27 protein-coding genes are annotated in these 24,647 nt (G+C 38.9%); 20 read left to right on the top strand and 7 right to left on the bottom strand.

Annotation, left to right across the window (positions count from 1 at the left end):
- Positions 1 to 182 precede the first annotated feature (182 nt).
- Positions 183 to 914 (bottom strand): 3-keto-disaccharide hydrolase, encoded by a 732-nt coding sequence (locus B2W36_RS17940; RefSeq protein WP_293889030.1) that lies wholly within the window; start codon positions 912 to 914, stop codon positions 183 to 185.
- 724 nt (positions 915 to 1,638) lie between these two features.
- Here B2W36_RS17940 and B2W36_RS17945 point away from each other — a divergent pair.
- The 12 genes from B2W36_RS17945 to B2W36_RS18005 all read left to right on the top strand — a co-directional run bounded on the left by B2W36_RS17945 (position 1,639) and on the right by B2W36_RS18005 (position 13,482).
- Positions 1,639 to 1,761 (top strand): hypothetical protein, encoded by a 123-nt coding sequence (locus B2W36_RS17945; RefSeq protein WP_293879271.1) that lies wholly within the window; start codon positions 1,639 to 1,641, stop codon positions 1,759 to 1,761.
- Between the two features lie 62 nt (positions 1,762 to 1,823).
- Positions 1,824 to 2,165 carry a DUF7674 family protein gene (locus B2W36_RS22720; RefSeq protein ID WP_422663633.1) on the top strand — a complete coding sequence of 114 codons (342 nt, stop codon included), beginning with the start codon at positions 1,824 to 1,826 and terminating at the stop codon, positions 2,163 to 2,165.
- Positions 2,166 to 2,243 (top strand): potassium-transporting ATPase subunit F, encoded by a 78-nt coding sequence (locus tag B2W36_RS17955; protein ID WP_209575115.1) that lies wholly within the window; start codon positions 2,166 to 2,168, stop codon positions 2,241 to 2,243.
- A gap of 129 nt (positions 2,244 to 2,372) precedes the next feature.
- On the top strand, positions 2,373 to 4,058 hold the full coding sequence (gene kdpA / locus B2W36_RS17960; RefSeq protein WP_293889033.1) for a potassium-transporting ATPase subunit KdpA: 1,686 nt from the start codon (positions 2,373 to 2,375) through the stop codon (positions 4,056 to 4,058).
- A 24-nt stretch (positions 4,059 to 4,082) separates the two neighbouring features.
- Positions 4,083 to 6,092: a potassium-transporting ATPase subunit KdpB gene (gene kdpB, locus B2W36_RS17965; RefSeq protein WP_293889034.1), complete on the top strand. Its 2,010-nt coding sequence runs from the start codon at positions 4,083 to 4,085 to the stop codon at positions 6,090 to 6,092.
- Between the two features lie 22 nt (positions 6,093 to 6,114).
- Positions 6,115 to 6,681, top strand: a complete 567-nt coding sequence (locus tag B2W36_RS17970; RefSeq protein WP_293889035.1) for a K(+)-transporting ATPase subunit C — start codon at positions 6,115 to 6,117, stop codon at positions 6,679 to 6,681.
- Between the two features lie 47 nt (positions 6,682 to 6,728).
- Positions 6,729 to 7,814 (top strand): porin, encoded by a 1,086-nt coding sequence (locus B2W36_RS17975; RefSeq protein WP_293889037.1) that lies wholly within the window; start codon positions 6,729 to 6,731, stop codon positions 7,812 to 7,814.
- A 63-nt stretch (positions 7,815 to 7,877) separates the two neighbouring features.
- The gene (locus B2W36_RS17980; protein ID WP_293889039.1) at positions 7,878 to 8,999 is read left to right on the top strand and encodes a sensor protein KdpD; all 1,122 of its coding nucleotides are present in this window, start codon (positions 7,878 to 7,880) and stop codon (positions 8,997 to 8,999) included.
- 24 nt (positions 9,000 to 9,023) lie between these two features.
- Complete coding sequence (locus tag B2W36_RS17985) at positions 9,024 to 10,763, top strand: HAMP domain-containing sensor histidine kinase (RefSeq protein ID WP_293889041.1); 1,740 nt, start codon at positions 9,024 to 9,026, stop codon at positions 10,761 to 10,763.
- A gap of 286 nt (positions 10,764 to 11,049) precedes the next feature.
- Positions 11,050 to 11,403: an arsenate reductase (glutaredoxin) gene (gene arsC / locus B2W36_RS17995; RefSeq protein ID WP_293889043.1), complete on the top strand. Its 354-nt coding sequence runs from the start codon at positions 11,050 to 11,052 to the stop codon at positions 11,401 to 11,403.
- Positions 11,404 to 11,590: 187 nt separating this feature from the next.
- Positions 11,591 to 12,244 (top strand): hypothetical protein, encoded by a 654-nt coding sequence (locus B2W36_RS18000; RefSeq protein ID WP_293889045.1) that lies wholly within the window; start codon positions 11,591 to 11,593, stop codon positions 12,242 to 12,244.
- A 29-nt stretch (positions 12,245 to 12,273) separates the two neighbouring features.
- Positions 12,274 to 13,482, top strand: coding sequence for a DUF1266 domain-containing protein (locus B2W36_RS18005; RefSeq protein WP_293879253.1), 1,209 nt, complete (start codon positions 12,274 to 12,276; stop codon positions 13,480 to 13,482).
- 228 nt (positions 13,483 to 13,710) lie between these two features.
- Here B2W36_RS18005 and B2W36_RS18010 read toward each other — a convergent pair whose 3' ends face one another.
- Positions 13,711 to 14,001 (bottom strand): hypothetical protein, encoded by a 291-nt coding sequence (locus B2W36_RS18010; RefSeq protein ID WP_293889047.1) that lies wholly within the window; start codon positions 13,999 to 14,001, stop codon positions 13,711 to 13,713.
- 196 nt (positions 14,002 to 14,197) lie between these two features.
- Positions 14,198 to 14,398 carry a YqaE/Pmp3 family membrane protein gene (locus B2W36_RS18015; protein WP_209574393.1) on the bottom strand — a complete coding sequence of 67 codons (201 nt, stop codon included), beginning with the start codon at positions 14,396 to 14,398 and terminating at the stop codon, positions 14,198 to 14,200.
- A gap of 286 nt (positions 14,399 to 14,684) precedes the next feature.
- On the opposite strand from B2W36_RS18015, the gene B2W36_RS18020 reads away from it, so the two are divergent.
- The 7 genes from B2W36_RS18020 to B2W36_RS18050 all read left to right on the top strand — a co-directional run bounded on the left by B2W36_RS18020 (position 14,685) and on the right by B2W36_RS18050 (position 20,007).
- The gene (locus tag B2W36_RS18020) at positions 14,685 to 14,879 is read left to right on the top strand and encodes a hypothetical protein (RefSeq protein ID WP_293879247.1); all 195 of its coding nucleotides are present in this window, start codon (positions 14,685 to 14,687) and stop codon (positions 14,877 to 14,879) included.
- A gap of 248 nt (positions 14,880 to 15,127) precedes the next feature.
- On the top strand, positions 15,128 to 15,808 hold the full coding sequence (locus B2W36_RS18025) for a hypothetical protein (RefSeq protein WP_293879245.1): 681 nt from the start codon (positions 15,128 to 15,130) through the stop codon (positions 15,806 to 15,808).
- Between the two features lie 186 nt (positions 15,809 to 15,994).
- Positions 15,995 to 16,582 (top strand): TetR/AcrR family transcriptional regulator, encoded by a 588-nt coding sequence (locus B2W36_RS18030; RefSeq protein WP_293879243.1) that lies wholly within the window; start codon positions 15,995 to 15,997, stop codon positions 16,580 to 16,582.
- A gap of 127 nt (positions 16,583 to 16,709) precedes the next feature.
- The gene (locus B2W36_RS18035; RefSeq protein WP_293879241.1) at positions 16,710 to 17,018 is read left to right on the top strand and encodes a hypothetical protein; all 309 of its coding nucleotides are present in this window, start codon (positions 16,710 to 16,712) and stop codon (positions 17,016 to 17,018) included.
- Positions 17,019 to 17,025: 7 nt separating this feature from the next.
- Positions 17,026 to 17,256 carry a hypothetical protein gene (locus B2W36_RS18040; RefSeq protein ID WP_293879239.1) on the top strand — a complete coding sequence of 77 codons (231 nt, stop codon included), beginning with the start codon at positions 17,026 to 17,028 and terminating at the stop codon, positions 17,254 to 17,256.
- Positions 17,257 to 17,498: 242 nt separating this feature from the next.
- The gene (locus B2W36_RS18045; RefSeq protein WP_209574381.1) at positions 17,499 to 18,554 is read left to right on the top strand and encodes an NAD(P)-dependent alcohol dehydrogenase; all 1,056 of its coding nucleotides are present in this window, start codon (positions 17,499 to 17,501) and stop codon (positions 18,552 to 18,554) included.
- A 154-nt stretch (positions 18,555 to 18,708) separates the two neighbouring features.
- Entirely contained in the window at positions 18,709 to 20,007 is a 1,299-nt protein-coding gene (locus tag B2W36_RS18050) for a cryptochrome/photolyase family protein (RefSeq protein WP_293879236.1), read from the top strand.
- Positions 20,008 to 20,084: 77 nt separating this feature from the next.
- Here B2W36_RS18050 and B2W36_RS18055 read toward each other — a convergent pair whose 3' ends face one another.
- Together B2W36_RS18055 and map are read right to left on the bottom strand one after the other, a co-directional pair.
- Entirely contained in the window at positions 20,085 to 20,867 is a 783-nt protein-coding gene (locus B2W36_RS18055) for an alpha/beta fold hydrolase (protein ID WP_293889051.1), read from the bottom strand.
- Positions 20,868 to 21,391: 524 nt separating this feature from the next.
- Positions 21,392 to 22,153: a type I methionyl aminopeptidase gene (gene map / locus B2W36_RS18060; protein ID WP_293889053.1), complete on the bottom strand. Its 762-nt coding sequence runs from the start codon at positions 22,151 to 22,153 to the stop codon at positions 21,392 to 21,394.
- A 288-nt stretch (positions 22,154 to 22,441) separates the two neighbouring features.
- Here map and B2W36_RS18065 point away from each other — a divergent pair, with 288 nt between their 5' ends.
- Complete coding sequence (locus B2W36_RS18065; protein WP_293889055.1) at positions 22,442 to 23,077, top strand: nitroreductase family protein; 636 nt, start codon at positions 22,442 to 22,444, stop codon at positions 23,075 to 23,077.
- A gap of 259 nt (positions 23,078 to 23,336) precedes the next feature.
- Here the strand turns inward: B2W36_RS18065 and B2W36_RS18070 are convergent, their stop codons facing one another.
- Complete coding sequence (locus tag B2W36_RS18070) at positions 23,337 to 24,452, bottom strand: amylo-alpha-1,6-glucosidase (RefSeq protein ID WP_293889057.1); 1,116 nt, start codon at positions 24,450 to 24,452, stop codon at positions 23,337 to 23,339.
- A complete protein-coding gene (locus B2W36_RS18075; RefSeq protein ID WP_293889058.1) occupies positions 24,416 to 24,637 on the bottom strand; it encodes a hypothetical protein in 222 nt (73 codons plus the stop codon). Before B2W36_RS18075 ends, B2W36_RS18070 begins: the two co-directional genes overlap by 37 nt.
- Positions 24,638 to 24,647: the final 10 nt, after the last annotated feature.

Genomic DNA, 24,647 nt, shown 5'->3' on the forward strand with positions numbered 1-24,647 from the left:
TGCTACTGAAAAATTACATGTGACAATAGCAGATGTAATGGAAGAATCTAGTTATAAAAAAGATGAAACCACTATCGGTTTCATCTTTTCTACATTGGCCTAGAGATACCTTCCATAGCGAACAGCTGTTTCTTGATAGCTATTGCTTAACTTAACCTAATAAGGAGAATAGGACTTTTTAATTACAATGGTTTTATTTTTAAATTTTTAAATGAGACACCTCTTGACCAATCCTGAAGCGCTATTTTTCCACTAATATGCTGACCAAACTCCGGATAATCTTTGAAATTACTATGTTTTACTAAATCTTTCCATTTTGCTGAATTAAAATCCATTTCAGCGGTGATTTTACCATTGAGGTAAAAAGTGACTTTTCCATTCTTTTGGATGATACTTGATTCATTCCAAGCATCTTGCGCTTTAACATTGACAAAGTTTTGCTGCGGTAGAAATGTATAGAGACATCCCGAACGCTTTAATGGCTTATCAAAATCAGGATGAGAATCGGCCAACAATTGGTACTCTGGTCCTGAATGGTAGGTCGCATCGATATCCGGTTTTTCCTGTACATTGACAAAAACACCGCTATTTCCTTCTTTTTCCAGTTTCCATTCAAACTTAAACTCATAGTTTTTATACTCCTTGTCCGATACTAAATCATATTTTTGGCTTTCGTTTTTTGGATCGCAGTATATCGTTCCATTTTTAACGATCCACGCTGTAGGCGCATTTTTACTATTGTTGTACGTATGCCAATTGTTGAGTGTAGTACCATCAAATAGGAGTTGCCACCCATTACTTTGCTCTTCTTCTGTCAATGTATTGGGATTGCTTTTTTCACTTTGGCAGGATAGTAAAACAAAGCCCATAAAGACCGATAAGATAATTTTCTTAAAAAGGTTTAAGTCTATCATAGTTTTATTTCTATAAGTGTTCGTTTGGTAATTCTATGTTTCAACAGCTAAGCGCTAATTAATATAGTGTCTTCACTTGTTACGTACTAAGATAATTTTAAATACTTACTTCGCGCAACAATCTGCTTTTTCTCTGCAAATTAGTTACACAGTGCTTCTGATTATACAATCGAAAAAACGCCTCTTAGCATACGCATTTATCAATTTTTAAACCTTACTGTCTAGCCAGTTGAAACCATAACTGTCTAGTCAGTCGGTTGGACAGAGCGCGTTAACTTGCCCCCTTTTTTTCAGAAGTGTAAGACAAGGTACAAATTATAATAATTTGATCACATTTTCCGCATAGTCATTCTCATTTTGATAAAAGGACCCGATCAAAATGATAGGGTTTCCAAATGCTTTTCGGAGTGTTTGTTTTTTTATTCACTGATTAATAATTGTTTATGCTGTCTTTTGGCATACTGGAACAACCTTTGGCTTATTGGGACAAATGACAATACAAATGGGAACAGAACGAAAAAGAATAACCTGCGGCAAAAGTCCTCCAAAGGAGTGATTGTCACAAATTCTAGTATGTAATGGAAATTTAAAAAAAAAGAAATCGCGAATCACTAATAAAATTTAACAATGGTAATGACAATCATACTCCTCATAACTGGAATCTTTTGCTTCTGGTTATTCTACAAAATGGTGGATTTTTTTGAGAAAATATAGAAGAGATCATATGAAAGAGAAGCAAGAAAATAAAGGTACAGTATCGCCGCACAATATATCGGGAGACCGCATAGCGAAGATTATTTTAATGGTGCTAATTATTGCGATGGTTTTTCAGCTCTATGTCGGTTAGATTTTGAAGTATAGTTCTATTCAAACATGAAAAAATTAAATCAATACAGGGCAGGTTTGTATATGGCCCTTCATTATAAGGAAATTCGATCAGAGATTAATTTCCTGCTTCGGAAGCACAATTTTGCCGGCGTCTTGCAGGCTGTGATTAATCATCTTCGACACTTGATTACCGTGCGCAGCACAGACAAAATCTGTCAGCATATCGAGTTTCTCGGAACGATTTACGGCCATGGAAACCAATACGTCAAATATATTTTGGAAAACCTTTTTGTAAGATCCTTGGGAGGTCTTCAACGCATCAGTACCGTTCATACATGGACCTTAATCGAAGCTCGGTTGCCCGTAACTTTTTTAGAAATCCGTAAAGGACAACAAATACATAATCTATTCATATCAAAATAAATGACAGCTTTATTTATTGTAGCACTACTGGTTTTTGGATATATCTGTTATGTACTTCTAAAACCTGAAAAATTCTAATAATGAGATTGCTCATACGATATCGTCACTCATGTAATAGTGCGCTACCCTACCATGAAATGGAAAAAGGGGGATGGTGTGAGTTAAAGATGGGAAATGATACACTTTTTATACAAATCAATTAAAGAAATGAATACAGAGATTCTTGGAATCATAGTAATGTTCATCGTAACATTGCTGCTTGGACTTCCCCTGGGAAAATATATAGCTAAGGTATATGGCAATGAAAAGACGTGGTTAGATCCATTCTTTGAGCCCATTGAAAGATTTTTTTATCGACTGACAGGAATTGAACCTACTTCCCAGATGACGTGGAAACAGCACCTTATTGCTCTTTTGACTATCAATTTGGTTTGGTTTCTATTGAGTATGGTTATCCTAATGAATATGGGGCATTTGCCTTTGAATCCCGATGGAAATCCAGGAATGACTGCTGATTTGGCTTTTAATACCAGTATATCCTTTTTGGTCAACTGTAATCTTCAGCACTATTCGGGTGAATCTGGCGTAAGCTATCTTGGACAAATTTGGCTCATGTTTCTTCAGTTCGTGACAGCTGGTGTTGGCATGGCTGCCGCAGTTGTTATTTTCAAAGCTTTTAGGGATAAAACAACAACCCAATTGGGTAATTTTTATGATTTCTTTGTAAAATCATGTACCCGTATTTTACTGCCTCTTTCTGTGTTGGTTGCTACCGTTTTTGTGTTCCAAGGCATGCCTATGACCTTCGAAGGTAAGGACAGTATGGTGACAATGGGCGGAGATTCTGTAGAGGTGAGCCGCGGACCAGTAGCTGCCTTCGTTCCAATTAAACATCTGGGTACAAATGGTGGTGGTTTCTTCGGCGCGAACAGCGCGCATCCACTCGAGAATCCGAATTATTTGACCAACATGGTTGAAATGATCGCCCAGTTTATTATCCCGATGGCCATGATATTTGCCTTTGGCTTTTTTATTCGCAAACGCAAATTTTCATGGATGATGTTTGGTGTAATGACCATTGGTTTTCTCTTGCTGGTCATTCCAAATATAAAAATGGAGGTTACAGGAAATCCAGCTATTGCACAGATGGGGATTGACACATCGATGGGAGCTATGGAGGGAAAAGAGGTACGTATAGGTGCCGCCGCATCTGGGTTTTGGAGTATCGTTACAACGATGATTTCGACAGGTTCTGTCAATTCGATGCATGATAGTTATATGCCCTTATCTGTAATGAACGAATTGATAGCCATGATGGTAAATGCCTTCTATGGTGGTGTGGGAGCTGGAATACTCAACTTCTTTATTTTTATTATACTCGCTGTTTTCATCAGCGGTTTAATGGTAGGGCGTACGCCCGAGTTTATGGGTAAGAAAGTGGAAGCGCGCGAAATGAAAATCGCCATGATTGTTGCTCTTGCCCATCCTTTTCTAATCCTTGTCGGTACAGCACTTGCGACAGCATTTCCAGCCCAGGGTGCTTCTACATTGAACAATCCTGGATTCCATGGTTTTAGTGAAATATTGTACGAATACACCTCATCTGCGGCGAACAATGGAAGTGGCTTTGAAGGGCTTGGAGACAATACAATTTGGTGGAATATCTCGACGGGTATCGTCTTGTTGCTCGGCCGTTTTATACCGATCATAGGCCCTATAGCTATTGCAGGAATGTTGGCCGAAAAGAAATTCATACCAGAAGGAGAGGGGACGTTAAAGACAGACACCAGTACATTCGGTTTGATGGTATTTGCCGTGATTGCGATTATCGCAGCGCTCTCTTTCTTCCCAGCACTGGCCTTGGGTCCAATAGCGGAATATTTTTCCATGTAATACGTAAAATTAAAGCACTTTAAAATGAGCAATCAACAAACATTGTTTCAGAAAGAACTTGTCCAAAAAGCATTAAAGCAATCTTTCGTGAAGCTGAATCCGAAAATAATGTTCCGTAACCCAGTGATGTTTACCGTAGAAGTCGGAACATTGATTATGGCTGTGGTCTGTCTATGGATAATGGCTGGAGAAAAATCACAAGGTACATTGGGGTATAATTTTACGGTATTCGTTATTCTATTTTTGACCCTGCTCTTTGGCAACTTTGCAGAGGCAATTGCAGAGGCCAGGGGTAAAGCGCAAGCAGATAGCTTGCGGAAAACAAGGGAGGAAACCCCCGCAACTTTACGCGATGGCCGGGTAGTCTCATCCGCACAATTGAAAAAAGGTGACGTCTTTGTCTGTCAAGCCGGGGATGTAATTCCATTGGATGGTGAGATTATTGAGGGATTGGCAACCATTGATGAAAGCGCAATTACAGGGGAATCGGCACCGGTAATCCGCGAGGCTGGGGGCGATAAAAGCTCAGTTACCGGTGGTACCAAGGTGCTGTCGGATCGAATTGTTGTACAGGTGACAACAGAACCGGGCGAAAGCTTTTTAGATAAGATGATTGCTTTGGTAGAAGGGGCTAGCCGACAAAAAACGCCGAATGAGATTGCATTGACGATCCTTCTAGCAGGTTTTACACTCGTGTTTATCATCGTAACCGTAACCTTAAAACCATTTGCAGATTATGCCAATGTCGGTATCACCATAGCGTCGTTTATTTCACTCTTCGTCTGTCTTATTCCCACCACAATAGGCGGTCTTCTATCGGCAATTGGTATAGCGGGTATGGATCGGGCACTTCGCGCGAATGTCATTACGAAAAGCGGTAAAGCCGTTGAAACAGCTGGCGATATTGATGTATTGTTGCTGGATAAAACCGGAACAATCACCATTGGAAATCGTAAGGCGACAAACTTTTACCCTGCAGATGGTGTCATGATGGAATCGTTGGTGCGGGCGGCAACGTTGAGCTCGATGGCTGATGAAACACCTGAGGGCAAATCAATCGTAGAATTGGCGGAGGTTAATCCTTCGAGCTATAAGGTCGAAAACCCCGAATTTATCAAGTTTACCGCCGAGACCCGCAGCTCAGGAATAGACTTTGCACAAACACGTATTCGTAAAGGTGCCACTGATGCTATTCGAAATATTGTTTTAAAAGCTGGTAATCGATTTCCTGCGGAAATCGATGAACGCGTGAAGCTTATTTCCCAAAACGGTGGTACACCACTGGTCGTTGCCGAGAATGAACAGGTGCTGGGAGTGATAGAATTACAGGATGTGATAAAACCCGGGATACACGAAAGATTTGAAAGATTGCGAAAAATGGGTATCAAGACCGTTATGGTGACTGGAGACAATCCGCTAACTGCCAAGTATATTGCTGAAAAAGCAGGCGTAGATGATTTCATTGCAGAGGCTAAGCCTGAAGATAAGATGAACTACATTAAAAAAGAACAGCTCGACGGGAGATTGGTAGCAATGATGGGGGATGGCACAAACGATGCCCCGGCACTTGCGCAAGCCGATGTTGGAGTAGCGATGAATAGTGGAACACAAGCTGCAAAAGAAGCCGGCAATATGGTCGATCTTGACAACGATCCCACCAAATTGATTGAAGTGGTAGAAATAGGTAAGCAATTGCTGATGACGCGAGGGACTTTGACGACTTTTAGTATCGCAAATGATGTCGCCAAATATTTCGCAATTATTCCAGCTTTATTTATTGCAGCGATACCTGCACTTCAGGGCTTGAATATCATGCAGCTCAGTAGCCCCCAAAGTGCTATACTATCTGCCGTTATATTTAATGCCATTATTATTCCATTACTTATTCCCTTAGCATTAAAAGGTGTTGCATACAAACCGATCGGTGCAAGTGCATTGTTGCGACGAAACCTGCTCGTATTTGGACTTGGAGGGGTACTTGTTCCGTTTGTTGGAATCAAGGCCATCGATCTACTGGTTTCTCTATTCATCTAATAAATTTTAATCAAAAAAGAAAATGAAAACACATCTATATCCAGCGATAAAGATTACAATGATTTTATTGCTCCTACTGGCAGTTGTATATCCCGCCCTTGTATGGGCGATAGCTCAAATAGCGCCCAATCATGGAAAAGGCGAAATCCTAAAACATAATGGGGAGAGGTATTACAGGAATATTGGCCAGGCTTTTTCAGGCGATGATTATTTCTGGTCGCGTCCTTCAGCAGTCGGTTACAACGCAGCAGGATCGGGGGGAAGCAACAAAGGTCCGTCCAATGGAGAATACCTTTTGGAAGTGAAATCCCGTATTGATACTTTCTTAGTGCACAATCCTACGGTAAAACGCGAACAGGTACCTGTAGACATCGTTACAGCCAGCGGTAGTGGTTTGGACCCCGATATTTCTGTTGAAGCAGCAAAAATACAAATTGACCGTATTGCGAAAGCGAGAGGTATATCGGTCAATAGCTTACAGTCTCTTGTCGATGCCCACGTGCAGGCACCTTTGTGGCATATATTCGGACCTCGAAAGGTCAATGTCCTTGAACTAAATATAGCATTGGATAAGATGGCTGAAAAATAAAATTGACCGGAGGATCCCTTGACATATACTTTATAACAACGATATATATGAAAAAACTCGCGATGTTGGCCTTTATGTTACTAGGCACAACACAATTATTTGCACAGCAGGATACGACTAAAAATACCTCATTGGCTATTAGCGGTTACCTTGAAGCATATTACCTTCGGGACTTTAATAATCCAATTGGAAACACCCGCCCCGGGTTTGTTTATAGCCACAACAGAGCGAATGAAGTAAACATAAATTTGGCACTTTTAAAAGCTGCATACGAAACAACGAATACCCGTGCAAATCTTGCATTAGGTGTAGGTACATATATGAATGCCAATTATAGTGCGGAACCTGGCGTCTTAAAAAATATTTACGAAGCGAATGCTGGTGTTCGCATCTCGAAAAAGCATAATCTATGGATCGATGCGGGAATATTTTCCTCCCATTTGGGCTTTGAAAGCGCTATAGGAAAGGACAATTGGACTGTAACGAGAAGTATTTTTGCTGATAATTCGCCATATTTCGAAACTGGCGCAAAAATATCGTACACATCTGCTTCTGGAAAACTGTTTTTAAGTGGGCTTGTTTTAAACGGCTGGCAGCGTATTCAACGTGTAGATGGCAGTAGTTTGCCTGCATTTGGACATCAATTGGTCTATAAACCCACAGATAAATGGACCATTAATAGCGGTTCTTTTATCGGCAGCGATAAAGCGGATAGTGTAAGACAGATGCGTTATTTCCATAACCTGTATGCAATCTATCAAATGAACCAAAAGCTAGGCATTACAGTGGGATTTGATATTGGGGCAGAACAAAAAGCAAGGGGGAGCTCAACGTACAACGTATGGTACACGCCCGTATTAATTGCACGATACGCAACGACTGAAAGATTTAGCTTAACAGCAAGAGGAGAATATTACAACGATAAACATGGTGTTATTGTCTCTACTGGAACAGCTCAGGGCTTTCAAACATTTGGCTACTCTTTAAATGCGGATTATGCGATTCTCCCAAATGTTCTTTGGCGTACAGAGTTGCGCAACCTCAGGAATAAAGATGCTATGTTCCTTGATCGGTCAAATCAGCTGCTTAAAAATACCGTGACGGCTGTCACGGCACTAACGGTTAGTTTTTAAAAACAAAGGTTCCTGCCTTGTGTTACATCGGCAGGAACTTTTTGACAATGAAAGGTATTAGACATGGAAGAAAGGAAAAGCGCTGAGCACTTTCTGGATCTGATCCGGAAATCGAAACGAGGGCGATTCAAACTTTATATTGGAATGAGTGCTGGTGTCGGAAAAACATATCGCATGCTACAGGATGCACATACACTTTTACAGGGCGGAATCGATGTGCGTATCGGCTATATTGAGACCCATAATCGAAAGGATACACATCAATTGCTTGATGGTATTCCGATTATTGCTCGGCGTCATCTTTTTTACAAAGGCAAGCAGTTGGAGGAATTGGATCTGTATGCTGTTTTGAATTCACGTCCAGAGGTTGTCATTATCGATGAGCTGGCACATACCAATATTGAAGGCAGCAAAAATGCCAAACGATGGCAAGATGTCATAGAAATTCTCGAGGCAGGGATTAATGTAATCAGTGCTGTTAATATCCAGCATATCGAAAGTTTAAACGAAGAAGTCAAAGCAATTACAGGGATCGAAGTGCAAGAAAGAGTTCCCGACAGTGTTATTGATTCTGCAGACGAAGTCGTTAATATTGACCTCACCGCAGAGGAACTTATTGTTCGTCTAAAAGAGGGCAAGATCTATGATGCCTCAAAAATTCAGGCTGCACTTCAAAATTTCTTTAAAAGTGAGCATATTTTGCAGTTGCGCGAGATGGCATTGAAAGAAGTGGCCTCCCAGGTCCAGCGCAAAGTAGAGACCGAAGTGCAGCCCCAGCGATGGGTGCGAAAGGAACGTTTCTTGGCCTGTATAAGTTCCAATGAAACAAAAGCAAAAAACGTCATCCGAAAGACAGCAAGATTGGCAGGATATTACAACAGTAGCTGGTTTTTGCTATATGTACAGTTACCAAAAGAACGCGGCGATCGGATTGCGTTGAATAAACAACGGCACTTGATCAATAATTTCAAATTGGCAACAGAACTAGGAGGGGAAATTATTAAAGTAGAAAGCCGGAGCGTAGCCAAGGAGATCATCACCCACTGTGTGACACGTAAGATCACTACAGTTTGTATTGGGAAACCGCGGTTGTCCCTTTTGAGGATTTTACTGGCTAGAGATATTTTTAGCAAACTTTTGGCACAGCTGTCTACTGAAGATGTTGATCTGATAATATTGTCTTAATGATAAAGACCAATTTTGAATAAGATGAAAATAAAAACCAAACTTACATTCGGTGTGGGGGCACTGTTTCTCATGATCTTTTTACTTGCCGCGTTAAGTGGCTGGTATGTGAACCGATTAAAAAAAGATACCGCAAATATATTGACGGCGAACTATAATACGCTGCTGTATGCCAAAAATATGTTATTGGCACTGGAGGAAATTCCTGTAGAAAAAACTGCTTTTAAGAACTTCGAGGTCAACCTTGACAAACAACGGAGAAATGTTACTGAAGTCGGAGAGCAACAAACAACGAACGCGATTGCTGAACATTTTTTAAAACTGAAATATAATCCCTTAGACATCACTATTATCTCGTCCATCAGAAAGGATATTGCTTTGTTAATGGAGCAAAATATGACGGCAATTTCTCGGAAGAGTATTGTTGCGGATCGCACCGCAGAACATGCCATTCTGGTCATTTCATTTGCTGGGGCACTCTGTTTTATTATTGCTTTTATATTGCTGGTCAATTTGCCATCCAATATAGCTGATCCCATAGCAAAATTGACAGCGAGTATTCGACAGATTGCAGGACAGAACTACAAAGAACGAATTCAGGTACAGAGCGGAGGTGAGTTTGCTGAACTCGTCGCTTCATTCAATTCCATGGCAGAGAAATTGGAAGAATACGCTGAAAGTAAACTTGAAAAAATTTTAAAGGAAAAAAGTCGAATCGAGTCTCTTGTTGATCATATGCATGATCCGGTGATAGGCTTCGACGAAGAGCGACGTGTTATTTTTGTCAACGAGGAAGCGCTTCGCATCACCAATCTACATAAAGATCAACTTCTCGGAAGATCTGCTTTGGCGGTTTCAGATGAAAATGATCTTGCTAAAGATATTTTTAAAGACCTATTCCTTCCTGTGGAGCAACGTGAAAAGAATGCTGTTAAAATTTATGCGGACGATAGAGAAAGCTATTTTGAGAAAGATGTTATCGATATCAATGTTTTGCCGACAGGTGAACTGGAATCAAAGTTTATTGGGCAGGTGGTTATCCTAAAGAATATTACGCCATTTAAGGAACTTGATCTTGCAAAAACAAACTTTATCGGCACCGTTTCTCACGAGTTCAAAACACCTATTGCAGCGATTCAGATGGGAGTTCAATTGCTGGAGAACGAGCAAATAGGCCCGTTGAATACCGAACAGCTCGCGCTTGTAAATGGAATAAAGGATGATTCCAACCGCTTACTTCAGATTACAGGCGAACTGTTAAATATGACCCAAGTTGAAAGCGGTTCTATTCAGATTAATTTACATACGACAGAAATACAGCCTATTATTGAATACGCAGTCATGGCTAATCAATTTGCTGCCAACCAGAAAAATATTCATTTTACTATTGAAGTAGCGCCGACGGCGAAGTACATTGTTGCTGACAATGAAAAAACAGCGTGGGTATTGACAAATTTCCTTTCCAATGCAGTACGATATTCCTACGATGATTCTGTCATCCATATAGCCGTTGAAAGTATAGGACTTAAAACCAGATTTACCGTAAAAGACAATGGACAAGGAATAGAAGCTAAGTACCTCGAGAAAATCTTTGCACGTTACTTTCGTGTGCCGGGCTCTAAGAAAGGGGGAACCGGTCTTGGTTTAAGTATCAGTAAAGAGTTTATAGAAGCACAGGGGGGAGAAATCGGCGTTGAAAGTGATTATGGTGCTGGAAGTTCTTTTTATTTTTCATTGCGCAGTGCGGCTTCCAATGAAAACTAATGTCTCCGATGGATAATTATTTTATAATATCCAATAATTCTACGTCAATGGCTCCAGCATTTTCCGCTAGATTCGGATCTACACCATGTGCATAATAGAGGTCTATCATATTTGTAACCAGACGTTTCAGACTTTTTTTTACCGTTATTTTTATCCATTTAGGTAAACTATCGTCTTTTCTAAAGCGGCAATGCGCTACTTACTCGAATGATTCATGATTTTGTTGCTATTTTTGGAGTGTTCAGAATGGGGTTTCTGAGGGATGAAATTTTTACACGTTGCGACCATGATTAAAATTTACCACAATATACATTGTAGCAAGAGCTGCAATGTACTGAAACTGTTAGAAAAGCATAGCGCTCAATTTGAGGTACACGATTATCTTAATGAAGTGCCGACGAAGGCACAATTAGTCGAGTTATTGGGGCAACTCGGGATAACACCTTTTGAGCTCATTAGAAAAGGAGAATCGGTGTTTCAAGAGAAATTTCAAAACCGTCAACTGACGGATGAGCAATGGATAGATGTGCTACTCGCGCATCCTATTTTGATTGAGCGACCCATCGTGGTAAAGGACGGTGTCGCAATAATTGGCAGGCCGATTGAAAAAGTCATAGAACTCATTGCCATCAAGCAATAGCAATCGCTTAATTTTTTTTTAAGTTATTTCAAATATTGAATATTGAGCTACAAATATCGTCAAAATTTGACCTAATATAGGTTCTAGATGTACTGATTGAATAATTATATGCAGATTTATAGCATCAAATGAAAGATGCTACACGCATTTAATAATATATAGCATACTAACAATAAATAATTTTGGTTTGAAAAGAATACTACTTGTACTATTTATTTTGCTCATTGCATTTTTAGTGACAGCCTTTTTTGTGAAAGTCAATAAAAACGAGACTTTGTTGTATAAAATGCAGCAGTGGATGACGTATGATAAGACGGATTGGGAAAATTATGAACACAATAAGAAACTTCTTGCTGCTGTAACAAACGAATCCGCTATGACCGATGTGGTTGCGGCCGCTCCAGAAAATGACTTATATCCAGTGGATACAAATCGCGTATCGCCGGAGTTTAAGGCATTGGAAATCGAAAGAATTAAAAAAGCCGATTTTGGACGATTAGTGGCCACGAAGTTGGCGCCAGACCATGAAGACGCGCAGATCGCATTAATTCATCTCACAGATCGGAAATTGACTGATGTCATTATCAATCAAAAGATCAATATTAAAGTTGGAACCTGTTATCAAAATCCGAACATATCAGGTTATTATCGCTGCGTAAGTTGCATGATTTTACTGTATAATCGAGAGAAGAAAGATTGGGTTGAAGCTCCAAACGGAGAGAATTTTATGAAAAATGCCTATGACTTTTATCAAACGTCGGAAGGAGATATTTGGCAGGCACGCGAATTATCCATGCAGATCCCTTATGATTATGCTTTAGTTGCAAAGTATAGCAAGTAAGTTTTTATGCAGTTAATAGCCATAGGATTATGTTGAAATTTTTTAAAGAATTATTAAATGCAGCGAAGCTTGGCGTAAACGAGCCCAAAGAAGAACTCAGTTTGAAAGCTGGAGAGGAACAAAAGGCTGACAGCACATTGATCGATAGCAACATAATCTTGGGTATTCCTTATGAAGAACAGTTTGGTAACGCACTTGGAGCCGCATTTAGGGTGATTGTTTTTGGAGACTGGTTTACCGTATCCGGAAGTAACGGCGATGACGGGAGCTATCCTCTTCACTTATATCAATTTGGAAATTATCCAAAAATTGATCAATACAAAAATGATTTTATCAGACTGTTAAAAAGTGACTTTGCTATCGAAGATACGGAAAGTTGTCTCGATAGTTTGAGTTCATATTTTAATTTGCTTGGCATAGAAAAGAGAGGAACCGCATTGGAGGAAAAAAATGGTCAAATTGATACAGATGTTTGGAACATTTCCAAAGTAGGGGTAGATGCTTTTGCTATTGCTATAATAAGTTATATTACTACATCTGCAACCGACGCTGGGTACCTTTCAAAACCTGTGGCTTCAAATATTCTAAAGAATTTGTCGCACTATGCGAAAAAGCATTTTGGTGATTGGTTTTTATTTGCCGATTATTTTTTAGAAGGAGAGAACCATGTAGGTTTAACTAGCAAAATCAGGAAATCTTATTTGAAAAGATACATCGGATATTTGAGGGAAAAGAAAGGAAGTCCCTGGAATAATATAGCATGGCGTGCAGGAAGCCCGTCTGGAATACTAACACATTTGACTTGGAGATTCCAGCTGAAAAAATATCTTCATATCGAAGAATTTGAAAATGAAGTTAACGCGTATCAAAAAGGTACAGTTGAAAAATGGAATCATTGGATCCCGAATCAAATTGTTGTTGACAAAGCACAAATTGAGGTCTGCTATCGTGTCTGGATACGGAGCATGAACGATTTAGAAGAAAATGAATATTTATTGGACAATGAGATAGAGGCCTTTTCTGAAGATAAGAATCACGCTGGATTTTACCAGGTAGAATTGTGCGCAAAATTAAAGTCTTCAAATAGCCGATATTTTACGGCGTTGGATTTGCTTTATCAATTGGAGCAACAAATCGCTCAGAAAGAACTCCGAGACCATGTCTTTTTTGAAGGATTGGATGTAATTGAAAAAGATGAAGAGGGAATTCCGATGTTCTATCTGAGTTGTGGAAGTTAAAACACTAACTGATTCGGCGAATGTACGAATCAGTCAGCTTTATCTACGCAAAGGTTCGGTCGATGGTCCTACTCAATGTTACCCTTATATTTGATTGCATCATTGACATAGAGCACTGATTTCTTGGCATCGTATCGATAGCTATCCTTTTGGTAAATGTCATTATCAACTTTATCTAGGAGAATGTTATTTTTACTGGCTTCAGGTAAAAATAATTCTGCCTTTGACTTATTCGCTTAGCACAACGAAGGCACTTATAACGGCTTTTCCTTTTTCTACATCAACCGGATTTAAGCGAAAGCCAATAGTAAAGACCTGGATACAGCCCTGCTTGATCTCACTCCATGTTTGTCCTGCCGATACAAGACAGCCGTGCTCATCCTTGCTGCCGCCGATTGATGGCGTTTCTCCTTTCACGCTGTCAGTCGTCGCTGAATGTGTGGTTTCATTGTCCCTTTGAGCATTGTTACAAGCGGCTAAAGTAACAAGGCCGGCTACTATACATGCTAATTTTCTCATATGAATCAGGTTTTAAATTTTATGATGTTCATACAATAAATATACCACAGTGTTTCATCCTTAATAGATATATTGATGAGACTTCAGACCCTATTATAGATGAACTATACAGCTCAGTTATTTTCTTATTTTACATGCAGAAAGCTGCCTGCCTACTAGTTAGATTAATCAATTATAGGTGGGGGGTGTTAAAGCTTTACCGTTGATGATGCATATAACGTTCCAACCTTCGTATGCGCTGTTTATTCTTACCATCGACACGGGATGCAACTGCCCATATAGCTGCGGGAATCCAGCCCAGTATGGTCATCTGCAGAATCAAACAGAGGATACCGCTTAGGATCTTTCCGCGCAAAAAGAATGATAACCAAGGAAGTAAAACTGCTATTAATATCATAAATAATCGGTGAATTATAGAATAAAATACAAATCAGCGTATTGATTTATAAAAGTCGAAAATAATATCGACTAAAGCAAATTGCGTTACTTTTTTACTCTGTTTAAATGCATTAATAGGCAATGCGTAAAGGTTACGTTTTGTCAGAAAAAGTAAATGTTAAGAAAACTTAAAATATACTATTTGATCATTAAATTTTAAAATTTTAGCTTGGAGTGGCACCAATGTTGATATCTTCCTATCGTATAGCGTAGGTGCAGTTAACATAGAATAAATGACGGAAAACATGAGTAGTATTATTGAAAATTTAAACAACAAATATAGTGGATACCTGGAAGATGAAGGAAAATGGCTCAATGAAGGGTTTCAAAATATTTTTATCGATGGCGTGCCGAGTAAAGAAAATCTGAAAACATCAGTTTACCTCATGTTGCCACAAGAGATAAGAGAATACGTCGATCAATTGTTACCGAAAGACTGATTGTAAGTCCCCGACGACTTCAGATAATAGGCGATATGGCCCTATTTCATTTGCAAATAACTACAAATTTATTTTAGTTTGAAGATCTTTACGACGTATTAAAATCGTAACTCAAAAAAATAATTTGATTGATAATTCCCATGAGGCCATTTCACTTTCTATTCCAAGCTACATCTTGTCTGATTTTTTTATCTGGTATCCTGTATTCCTGTCAACCGAAAAACGGGGATAGGGTGATACTTGAAAAAATGGATAAAACATTCAATGTGTCCAGATTTTATGAACCCAAAATAAAGAGGAGTGAGGAATTGTTGCATGCAGATGTTAAAAATATGGATAAAAAAAGGCTAAAGGAAATCTTTGAAACTGCTATATTTAAAAAGGATACCCTGGCTATTTTCAATTCGGAAGGCAGTCTACCGACCGCATTTTACCTGGAATCTACCGGTGGTTGGGGGACAAGAAAGTTAAAGCCAGTCAAAAATTTTGGATATCGTTATACCACTGTTTCTTACAATGAAGAAAAAGATACCATAGCGCTCTTTAACGGAGTCTCATTTCCTTCCCTAACGATGGCGGAAGATCAAGGTGGTAAATTTGCTTATCTAAATGCGATGAAGAGCTCAAAAAATAGCGATGATTTTGATAAAATTCATCGCTATTTACAAAAAAACTATAGAGCACTAAAGCTTCAGAATGATGTCGGCGGCAGTATAGAAGGTTGGGAAAGCGAAGATTTTTATTATTTTTTACTAAAAAAAAATAGACGGGAAGAACAGATTTTCTCATTCGGGGAAGATGAAGACAATAAACCTGCAATCACTGAAATTGTCGATATCCGTTTGGAGATTTACGGTAAAATGTATATCCAAACGATGAGAAAAGAACACGTTTATCTACCAGATTATATCCCTCATGGCAATGAATAGACGTACAAATGGTTAGACACTCAGTCTTGATAAATCCACTAGCTTTAAATCTATCATCATTTCTCGATTCGCCAAAGAATAGGAACAGTAAAGAATAACAAAAGCAGATAAAGGAAATCAATACCCATAATAAAAAAATAATGATATAACTTTTGTTTTCGACATTTTTTATATATTTGTCGAACAATGACAGGTCAACAGGAAAATATTAGAGAAGAAATTATCTTATCTTCCATGAAAGTGTTTGAAACATATGGATTTGCAAGAGTCTCTATGCAGGATATTTCAAAAGCTTGTGGAAAGGGGCGGAGCACTTTGTATTATTATTTTACCAGTAAAATGGACGTGTTCGATGCAATTGCGGAGTACCTGTGTCAACAAGTATTTCAAGTTGCGAGTCAAACATATCATAGAGATGCTACATTGGAAGATAACCTAGTTGGTTTTTTACAGGCAAAATTGCGCCAAATCAACTTAATCACTAAGCGTTTTCATCTCGCATTTGAAGACATGAAGTCAGATCCAGCTTTGATGGTTTCAAAAACGCGTTACATGTTGGATGACGAAATCAAGCTGATCCGTGAAATGATTGAATTGGCCATTAAGAAAGAGGAGATTCAGCCACTTGGCGAAAATGACATCTTATTCTTATCGGAAATGTTAGTGACCACATCGCGTTGTTTTGAGCAGGAAGTTTTACTCTTTGATCGTTTTCCAGATTTTGAAGCCCGACTTTCTTGGCTAACAAGTATCTGTGTCAAGGGGCTTCGCTAATAGTTTTACAATAAGGAAAATTTTTTGGATAGTGAGGAATATACCTGCTGTTTTTTTGTTTTCTGATTCGACATTAATACAAAATATGTCTATATTAATTTTTAAACTCTTTTAATAAAAAACATATATGGGGAAAAGTACTGTGGCATTAAATGCAAAAGTGGGCAAGTCGGTAAAGCGTGTTGCATCAGAAAGGTGCATTTTGATTATGGTGGAGGGAGAGCAAGCCGGCCGTACTGAGATTATGGGACTGTTGGATCCAGATATAGATTGTTATTTATTAATCAACAGTGATGTAGAGCGGTTGGATGGGCTTGCTCTTGCGCTGGAAAATGAAAATAAAAAAGTTCGACTAGCCCGGGACATTGAAGAACTAAAGCAGATGCACTTTTTGAGCCATCACCTACAACAAATTGCCGTTAAAATTTTGAAATAATCTAAATATGTATAAAGTAGTTTATTCGTTGTCTCGCAAGCTAAAATGGAGAGCCAGCGAGATTTATCATTTTCTCTATCAGAGTTTCCCTGAGATAAAAAATATTGATCTCATGTTGGATGACCAACAATTTCTGCTTGTCCTTCGGATGAGTAGCCGACTAGAATTCTCTATTCTGAATATATGTCAGCAGCAAGGTTTGACAATGCAATTTGTACAAGTAGAGGATACTGATTAGTGCATCTGGTTTATAACACTTCGTATATTTAAAGTGCTTTTTAACCCAGTATGTGATGAGCCATAAAGAAACTGCAATTTGAGCCTTCGAATAATGCTAATTTAAAAGTTACTATTTACTTTTACTTTAATTCCTTCAAAACATTTTTCACATCCAGTGGTTATTTTTATCGCGTGGATGGATTTAGGAGCTATGGGGATTTTAGGCATTTATTCAAAAATAATATAACGATTTTATCAAGTATGAGTACATTTTCAATTAAAGCGTTTGGCACAAGCGCACCAGCTGCCGAGCTGCAACAGATGGCTATTGAACGGCGTGAAGTCACTGGAAAAGATGTCGAGATTGATATCTTATTTTGTGGTGTTTGTCATTCTGACTTACATACAGCGCGAAACGAGTGGGGTGGGACTGTTTACCCAAATGTACCCGGCCATGAAATTGTAGGACGAATTACTAAAGTTGGGGATGCTGTAACCAAGTTTAAAGTCGGCGATTTAGCCGGCGTAGGTTGTATGGTAGATAGTTGTCGTGAATGTGAAAGTTGCAAAGAAGGGCTGGAACAATATTGTGAAAATGGAAATATCCAAACATACAATGGACACGATAAACATCTCAACAAACAGACGTTTGGTGGTTATTCCGAACGCATAGTGGTGGATGAGGGTTTTGTGCTTCATATCCCTGCAAATTTGGACCTCGCAGCAACAGCTCCTTTATTGTGTGCCGGAATTACTACCTATTCCCCGTTGAGACATTGGAATGTCGGACCAGGACAAAAAGTTGGTATAGTTGGTATTGGTGGTTTGGGACATATGGGTGTCAAAATAGCCAAAGCAATGGGCGCTCAAGTGGTTGTGATTACAACTTCTGTTTCGAAAGTCGACGATGCCAAACGGTTAGGTGCTGATGAAGTCATCTTATCAACCGATGCAGAACAAATGAAAGAGCATGCGGGAACATTACATTTCATTTTAGACTGCGTTTCGGCACAGCATGACATCAATGCCTATTTAAGTTTATTGAAGCGGGACGGTTCACTGACCCTTGTCGGTGCTCCAGAACATCCATTACCCGTCGCTCCGTTTAGTCTGATTCCAACGCGTAAAAGTTTTTCAGGCTCGATGATCGGTGGAATTGCAGAAACGCAGGAGATGCTTGATTTTTGCGGTAAGCACAATATTACATCTGATATCGAGCTAATTAAAATGCAGGATATCAATCATGCCTACGACAGGTTACTGAAAAGTGATGTTAAATATAGGTTTGTTATCGATATGGCAAGTTTGAAAAACTAATCCAATATAATTTTTAACCCTGAACCATCAGGCATCATATCTATTACTCTTGATGGTTTAGTTTGTATAGCATTAATGATGACTAATTGCTGCACTGACCATTTGTGCCGAAGAGTTGTTAGCTAAGATTAGGGAATGGAAAATTCGTCATTTTATGGAAAAAATTAAAGTTACTATATTTTGGTTTCGCCGGGACTTACGCTTAGATGATAATAGCGGTCTTGCTCGCGCGTTGACGATTGGAATCCCTGTATTGCCCATATTCATATTTGATGAGGAAATTTTGGAGCAATTGGAAGATAAAGGGGACCGTAGGCTTCATTACATTCATCAAGCGCTAACGCATATCAATGCTGTACTGCAAGAAAGTGGTGCCTCGTTAAATACATTTTATGGTAAACCTATCAATATTTTTAAAGACCTAGCTGAAAAATTTGACATCCAGGGAGTTTATTGTAATCGAGATTATGAGCCGAAGGCAATTCGTAGGGACAAGGAAATTTTCGAATATTGCAAATCGATTGAAATTCCTTTCAAAGCTATAAAAGATCAGGTAATTTTTGATAAGGGAGACATTTTAAAGAATGATGGAACGCCATATACGGTTTATACACCGTATGCAAAAAAATGGCGGGAGAAATTGAGCCCCGACGATTATCGTTCCTATACTTATGGAACGGAATTTTTCTTTCAGCAAAAACAGCAGCAAATCATTCCGTTAAAACAGATGGGTTTCTTAGAAACAGACCTCATTTTTGAAGAACCGCATCTGGATGCGAGTATCATAGACCATTACGATGAAACACGCGATTATCCAGCTTTAACGGGTACCACCAAATTGGGGATAGCACTTCGTTTTGGAACCATCAGTGTTCGTAAATGTGTTGCATTTGCGTTAAAACATAATGCAACATGGTTATCTGAGTTGATCTGGCGTGAATTTTTTATGCAGATACTTTATCACTATCCCCATGTCGTTACCGAATCCTTTAGAAAGCAATACGACACTATACCATGGCGGAATGATGAAGAGGAATTTCTGCAATGGTGCAAGGGAGAGACCGGATATCCCATGGTCGATGCAGGCATGCGACAATTGAATACTTCAGGCTATATGCACAATCGTGTACGAATGGTCGTGGCAAGTTTTCTTTGCAAGCATTTATTGGTCGACTGGAGGTGGGGGGAGGCTTACTTCGCTCAAAAGCTAAATGATTATGACCTGTCTGCCAACAATGGCAACTGGCAGTGGGCCGCTGGGAGTGGCTGTGATGCCGCACCTTATTTTCGGGTTTTCAATCCGGCTCTGCAAGCGGAAAAGTTTGATAAAAATCAGGAATATATAAAAAAGTGGGTACCGGAATTAGGTACTGCAGATTATTGCCAGCCTATGGTAGATCACCAAATGGCTCGCGATCGAGCAATAAAAACCTATTCGACGGCTTTGAAATAAAAATGCCAATGTCTGCCTAGAACGTCAGGTTTTACTAACTGGCAAACAGGGATAGACATTGGCTATTTGTGAATTTACTAATCTAAGAATTCATCGACAAAAGCGTCGAACACCTGTGGATTTTCGGCTTGAACCCAGTGACCTGCATTAGGTATTGTTTTAAACTCAGCACTTGGAAATTGTTCCTTGATCTTTGCCTTATCTTCCGGTAATATATATCTTGATTTCTCGCCCGCTAAAAATAAAGTGGGGCCGCTATATATCCCTGATTTTACCCCTACTGTTATAAATTCAGTATATTTATTTTTTAAAACATCCAAGTTAAAGCGCCAATCTAATTTTCGATCTGCTCTGATATATACATTTTTTAATAAAAATTGGATAACACCGGGGTCGCTTAAATAGTGCTCAATCTTATCTTGTACATCCTTTCTAGTTTCTAACGTCGTGATAGCTACAGCAGACAATGCATCGAAGATATCTTCATGATGTGGAGGATAAGCTTTGGGAGCTATATCAGCGATAATCAGTTTTTCAATTTTTTCTGGATGGTCGATAGCAAATTGCATGGCCACTTTTCCACCCAAAGAGTGCCCCAGAAGTACTATTTTATCTGCTCCGATGGAGCCTATATAAGTAAGAAGGTCGTCTACCATCACTTCTATTGACATTTCGTCACTGTGAAAGCTACGACCATGGTTACGTAGATCGAGTAAATGTACCTGTCTTTTCTCGCCGAAACTACGGCCAAAGGATCCCCAGTTATCTGCCATTCCGAATAGACCGTGCAGCACAATTAATGGCGTTCCACCATTATTTGCACCATATATTTTACTGTGTTGTAGTTCTTTCAATGTCATGATAGCTCCAATTTCAGATTTTCATTTGTATGCGATGAGTATATGTAGCGAAGTTAGCTTTTGTTGCTGAATTTTTGAACCAAATTATGTAAAACATTTATCCCTTTAGAAATTCATTCCATGTTATTATCATTGCCACTTTTCGACAGATTTCGCAGGGCATTACTGGCTATATATTCTTTGCCGCTCCACTAAGCAAAAGGTTGATTGTTTACAATGGGAATAAAATTTTTATTAAAAGTGATTTTCATCACTTTTTTCTTGAAAAGTAAAATCTATCTTTACTACAGTAGCACTTACAAGGATATTATTGAACTTGCTATTAATAAATTTAGCCATAAAAAATATATTATTTGGGGGTTTTCTCTTACGAGAGGCCCCTAATCTTTTTTACCATCGCTCAGGTTACGTGGAGTGTTTATACACTTTTTCATAGGCTAAATTCTTGGTTAAAAAAAATGCCCCATTTTAGTCGCTTTCAATAAATTATTCAAAATGGTTGAAGAATATCTAGCTATTGAAAACTAAAAAATTGCATTTTCTGCAGTTAATATAATAGGGGAGCCATCAGTAATCAGAATCATGTGTTCATGCTGAGCCATGAAACCGCCCTTATCGCCAACCATAGTCCAGCCGTCACTGAGTTCAGTGGCGTAAGTTGATGCTGTTGAGATAAAGGTTTCAATAGCAACCACAGTGTTTTTACGAAACCTGCGTTGGTCGAAGCGATTTTTATAATTCAGCAATTCATCAGGCTCTTCGTGCAGACTTTTTCCTACACCATGTCCACCAAGATTTTTGATAACTTTATACCCCCTTTTTTTAGCTTCAGTTTCAATAAGATGCCCAATGTCTGCTATTTTTACGCCGCCACGGATGTTATTGATTGCTTTTAGAAGAATTTCTTTGGACGCTGTTACCAATTTTTCATGTTGATGTATATCTTTTCCGATAACAAAGGAACATCCATTATCAGCCCAATAGCCATCGAGCTCTGCAGATACATCAATATTGATCAAATCACCCTCTTGCAGTATCCTTTCTGCATGCGGTATTCCGTGACAAAATTCGTTGTTTACACTAATACAGGTATAGCCAGGAAATCCATACGTAAGTGCTGGAGCAGAATTTGCACCCATGCTTTGTAATATTTCGGCTCCATATTCGTCAAGCTCTTTCGTAGACATTCCCACTTGAGCATATTCTATCATGGATTTTAACGTCTTTGCAACAGCATTGCTAGCTTTTTGCATGCCTGTTAATTCGGTTTCATTCGTTATGGACATCGCTAATATTTATTGTGAACATGTAAGATCTGTTCCCAGAACATGTGGTTCTATTGGAATATAAACCGATATAAAATTCTTAATTGAATTCGATTAAAACAGCGATTTAATTCCTATTCAAAGCAAATATACGACATTTTAACAACTAAGGTTACGGAGGACGGATGGTAAAGCATATTTAAGAATGTCAACAGTTTGATCCCTGAAATTTGATGTTTAGACATTTGATTTTTTATGTATCTTTACATAACTTTAATGAGTTGCTATAGATCATTTAAATTGGAAAAAATGGCTTTGTTAGATAATCTGGAGTGGCGCTATGCCACAAAAAAATACGATCCTTCGAAAAAGGTCGCTCAACAAGATTTAGACAAGATTTTGGAAGCTGCACGAATGGCACCCAGTTCCTCGGGTCTTCAGCAGTTTCGTGTAATCGTGATTAAAAATCAGGAATTAAAAGAAAAAATAGTACCCATAGCCTGGGGGCAACAGATTGTTGCTGATAGTTCGCATTTGCTGGTATTTGCAGGATGGGATAAATATACTGACGAGCGAATTGACAGCACTTTTGACCAAATGAATGCATCACGTGGTTTACCACTTGATACAACAGATGAATATAAGAATAACTTAAAAGCACAATTGGCGACTTTTACCGAAGAGCAGCAGGCTGCGCATGCGGCAAAACAAGCCTATATTGCTTTTGGGTTGGCAATTGCGCAAGCAGCAGAACTAGGTATTGATGCAACACCAATGGAAGGTTTTTCAAATGTGGAGTTAGATCAATTGCTAGGATTGGACAAACTTGGGTTGAAGAGCGCGACCATGCTCCCTTTGGGATATCGTATGGAAGGGGAAGACTGGTTGTTGAAATTGAAAAAGTTTAGACTTCCAAAAGAAGAGTTTTTGATCGAACTTACCTAGGCAGTCGCTTTAGCATACTGAAAAGCGTTTCAAATAATTTTTGAAACGCTTTTTTTTCGCTCTTAATGCTATTGAAATTGATGAGCAATGCGATTGAGTATCGTGCAGACATTTTTAGGTTTACTATTGTCCAACGGCTAAAATAATTCTATTTTTCCAACGTAATTGCCTTTACAGCGAATGCGAAGTGATTATAGATAGAAGATAAACTTGCATTCAAAAGTGTTTAGAAGAAAAGGGCGCATATTTGTTGAAACGTTTATCTTTTTGCTTCTATATTTTCCAATAATTCGATGGCATCGTAAAGAACACCTGCTTCACCTCTAAAAGTTCCTGAACCCTCTGGTTTGTTATCCTTTGTGTACCATTCATAAAAACCTTTATTTTTGATAACACGGGCAAGCATCGGCTGTATTTGCGTATAAGCTTCCTGTTGAAAGCCATTTTTAACGAGCTGCTGAATCATACGACCACCAAACCAGGTCCAGTCCCCACCATTTTGATAACCGTAAGGATACATGCCTTTGTTCTTAAACGAGCCTGCCGGATAAGTCGGGTACACAGTAAGTCCAATTGTTGCTGCACCAGCGTCCTTTACATTTTTAATCATTTTATCCAATGAAACTTTTATTTGCTCTTTGCTGAGCAAATTAGCCTCAATAGCAATTGCTGTTCCACCATGATAATAGATTTGATTTTCATCAAAATCAGCCGCAAAAGGAGAGCCTTTGATATAAATATGGGGAATAAACTTTTGGTTCTTTTCATCCCAAAGGTGTTTCATGGTATTACTTGCTATAGACGCTCTGATTTTTCCCCACTTTTCTTTTTTCTCAGGGAAAAGATCCATGTAATTGTCAAGCGCGATCAAAAACATTGCATTGTCGTAGATGTCCAAAGCAATATGCGAATTTTCATCGAGGTGGACACCCCAATCGTGTTCAGGTTGAACGTCACCCCAATCGACCGTAGTTGCTCCCCAAAGTAAACCATAAGTAGCATTATAACGTTTGCCCAATAAAAATTGTAAAGCATGCTCCATGCAATCCTTTACAGTCGAATTTCCAATTTTTCCATCGAGAAAAGCCTTATCTTTCGTTGCAGCGATATATTTATGTACCGCTTGGATTAAAGAAGACTCCTGGTCCGTTTCAACTGTATTTTTGTGTGCTGCATAATCAGGAGCTAAGGGACTAGTGATGGTATAATAGTCCGATACGCCATTTTTTAAGCTGGATTTTTTGACAAAACCATCGGCAATATTACCATCAGGACCTTGTAGCTTAAAAAACAAAGCTAATTGATCTTTGATCTGTTCATGGGGATGTACTTTTGTTGCTAAGGTGATAAATGTATTGTAATCTCTAATCCACACCTCACTGTATCCATCCCCGCATTGAATCCACTTTTAATGACGTTCGTAGCCATATCTTTTACAAGATTGAAACTGCTGTCTTTTTGGATGCTGTCCTGTAAATTGTTTGTCGAAACTTTACCGCCAGCATTTTGGCAGGACAGTAATAGGAGAGACGAAGATAATGCAAAAAATATAGTTCCCATTGTGCTGTTA

The organism is Sphingobacterium sp. UBA3549, from assembly GCF_002376635.1.
Classification (GTDB): Bacteria; Bacteroidota; Bacteroidia; order Sphingobacteriales; family Sphingobacteriaceae; genus Sphingobacterium.

Excerpts from the sequence above, each read along its gene's own strand:
- B2W36_RS17940 (WP_293889030.1), bottom strand. The coding sequence starts at position 914 with ATGATAGACTTAAACCTTTTTAAGAAAATTATCTTATCGGTCTTTATG.
- B2W36_RS17945 (WP_293879271.1), top strand. The coding sequence starts at position 1,639 with ATGAAAGAGAAGCAAGAAAATAAAGGTACAGTATCGCCGCACAATATA.
- B2W36_RS22720 (WP_422663633.1), top strand. The coding sequence starts at position 1,824 with ATGGCCCTTCATTATAAGGAAATTCGATCAGAGATTAATTTCCTGCTT.
- B2W36_RS17955 (WP_209575115.1), top strand. The coding sequence starts at position 2,166 with ATGACAGCTTTATTTATTGTAGCACTACTGGTTTTTGGATATATCTGT.
- kdpA (WP_293889033.1), top strand. The coding sequence starts at position 2,373 with ATGAATACAGAGATTCTTGGAATCATAGTAATGTTCATCGTAACATTG.
- kdpB (WP_293889034.1), top strand. The coding sequence starts at position 4,083 with ATGAGCAATCAACAAACATTGTTTCAGAAAGAACTTGTCCAAAAAGCA.
- B2W36_RS17970 (WP_293889035.1), top strand. The coding sequence starts at position 6,115 with ATGAAAACACATCTATATCCAGCGATAAAGATTACAATGATTTTATTG.
- B2W36_RS17975 (WP_293889037.1), top strand. The coding sequence starts at position 6,729 with ATGAAAAAACTCGCGATGTTGGCCTTTATGTTACTAGGCACAACACAA.
- B2W36_RS17980 (WP_293889039.1), top strand. The coding sequence starts at position 7,878 with ATGGAAGAAAGGAAAAGCGCTGAGCACTTTCTGGATCTGATCCGGAAA.
- B2W36_RS17985 (WP_293889041.1), top strand. The coding sequence starts at position 9,024 with ATGAAAATAAAAACCAAACTTACATTCGGTGTGGGGGCACTGTTTCTC.
- arsC (WP_293889043.1), top strand. The coding sequence starts at position 11,050 with ATGATTAAAATTTACCACAATATACATTGTAGCAAGAGCTGCAATGTA.
- B2W36_RS18005 (WP_293879253.1), top strand. The coding sequence starts at position 12,274 with ATGTTGAAATTTTTTAAAGAATTATTAAATGCAGCGAAGCTTGGCGTA.
- B2W36_RS18010 (WP_293889047.1), bottom strand. The coding sequence starts at position 14,001 with ATGAGAAAATTAGCATGTATAGTAGCCGGCCTTGTTACTTTAGCCGCT.
- B2W36_RS18015 (WP_209574393.1), bottom strand. The coding sequence starts at position 14,398 with ATGATATTAATAGCAGTTTTACTTCCTTGGTTATCATTCTTTTTGCGC.
- B2W36_RS18020 (WP_293879247.1), top strand. The coding sequence starts at position 14,685 with ATGAGTAGTATTATTGAAAATTTAAACAACAAATATAGTGGATACCTG.
- B2W36_RS18025 (WP_293879245.1), top strand. The coding sequence starts at position 15,128 with ATGGATAAAACATTCAATGTGTCCAGATTTTATGAACCCAAAATAAAG.
- B2W36_RS18030 (WP_293879243.1), top strand. The coding sequence starts at position 15,995 with ATGACAGGTCAACAGGAAAATATTAGAGAAGAAATTATCTTATCTTCC.
- B2W36_RS18035 (WP_293879241.1), top strand. The coding sequence starts at position 16,710 with ATGGGGAAAAGTACTGTGGCATTAAATGCAAAAGTGGGCAAGTCGGTA.
- B2W36_RS18040 (WP_293879239.1), top strand. The coding sequence starts at position 17,026 with ATGTATAAAGTAGTTTATTCGTTGTCTCGCAAGCTAAAATGGAGAGCC.
- B2W36_RS18045 (WP_209574381.1), top strand. The coding sequence starts at position 17,499 with ATGAGTACATTTTCAATTAAAGCGTTTGGCACAAGCGCACCAGCTGCC.
- B2W36_RS18050 (WP_293879236.1), top strand. The coding sequence starts at position 18,709 with ATGGAAAAAATTAAAGTTACTATATTTTGGTTTCGCCGGGACTTACGC.
- B2W36_RS18055 (WP_293889051.1), bottom strand. The coding sequence starts at position 20,867 with ATGACATTGAAAGAACTACAACACAGTAAAATATATGGTGCAAATAAT.
- map (WP_293889053.1), bottom strand. The coding sequence starts at position 22,153 with ATGTCCATAACGAATGAAACCGAATTAACAGGCATGCAAAAAGCTAGC.
- B2W36_RS18065 (WP_293889055.1), top strand. The coding sequence starts at position 22,442 with ATGGCTTTGTTAGATAATCTGGAGTGGCGCTATGCCACAAAAAAATAC.
- B2W36_RS18075 (WP_293889058.1), bottom strand. The coding sequence starts at position 24,637 with ATGGGAACTATATTTTTTGCATTATCTTCGTCTCTCCTATTACTGTCC.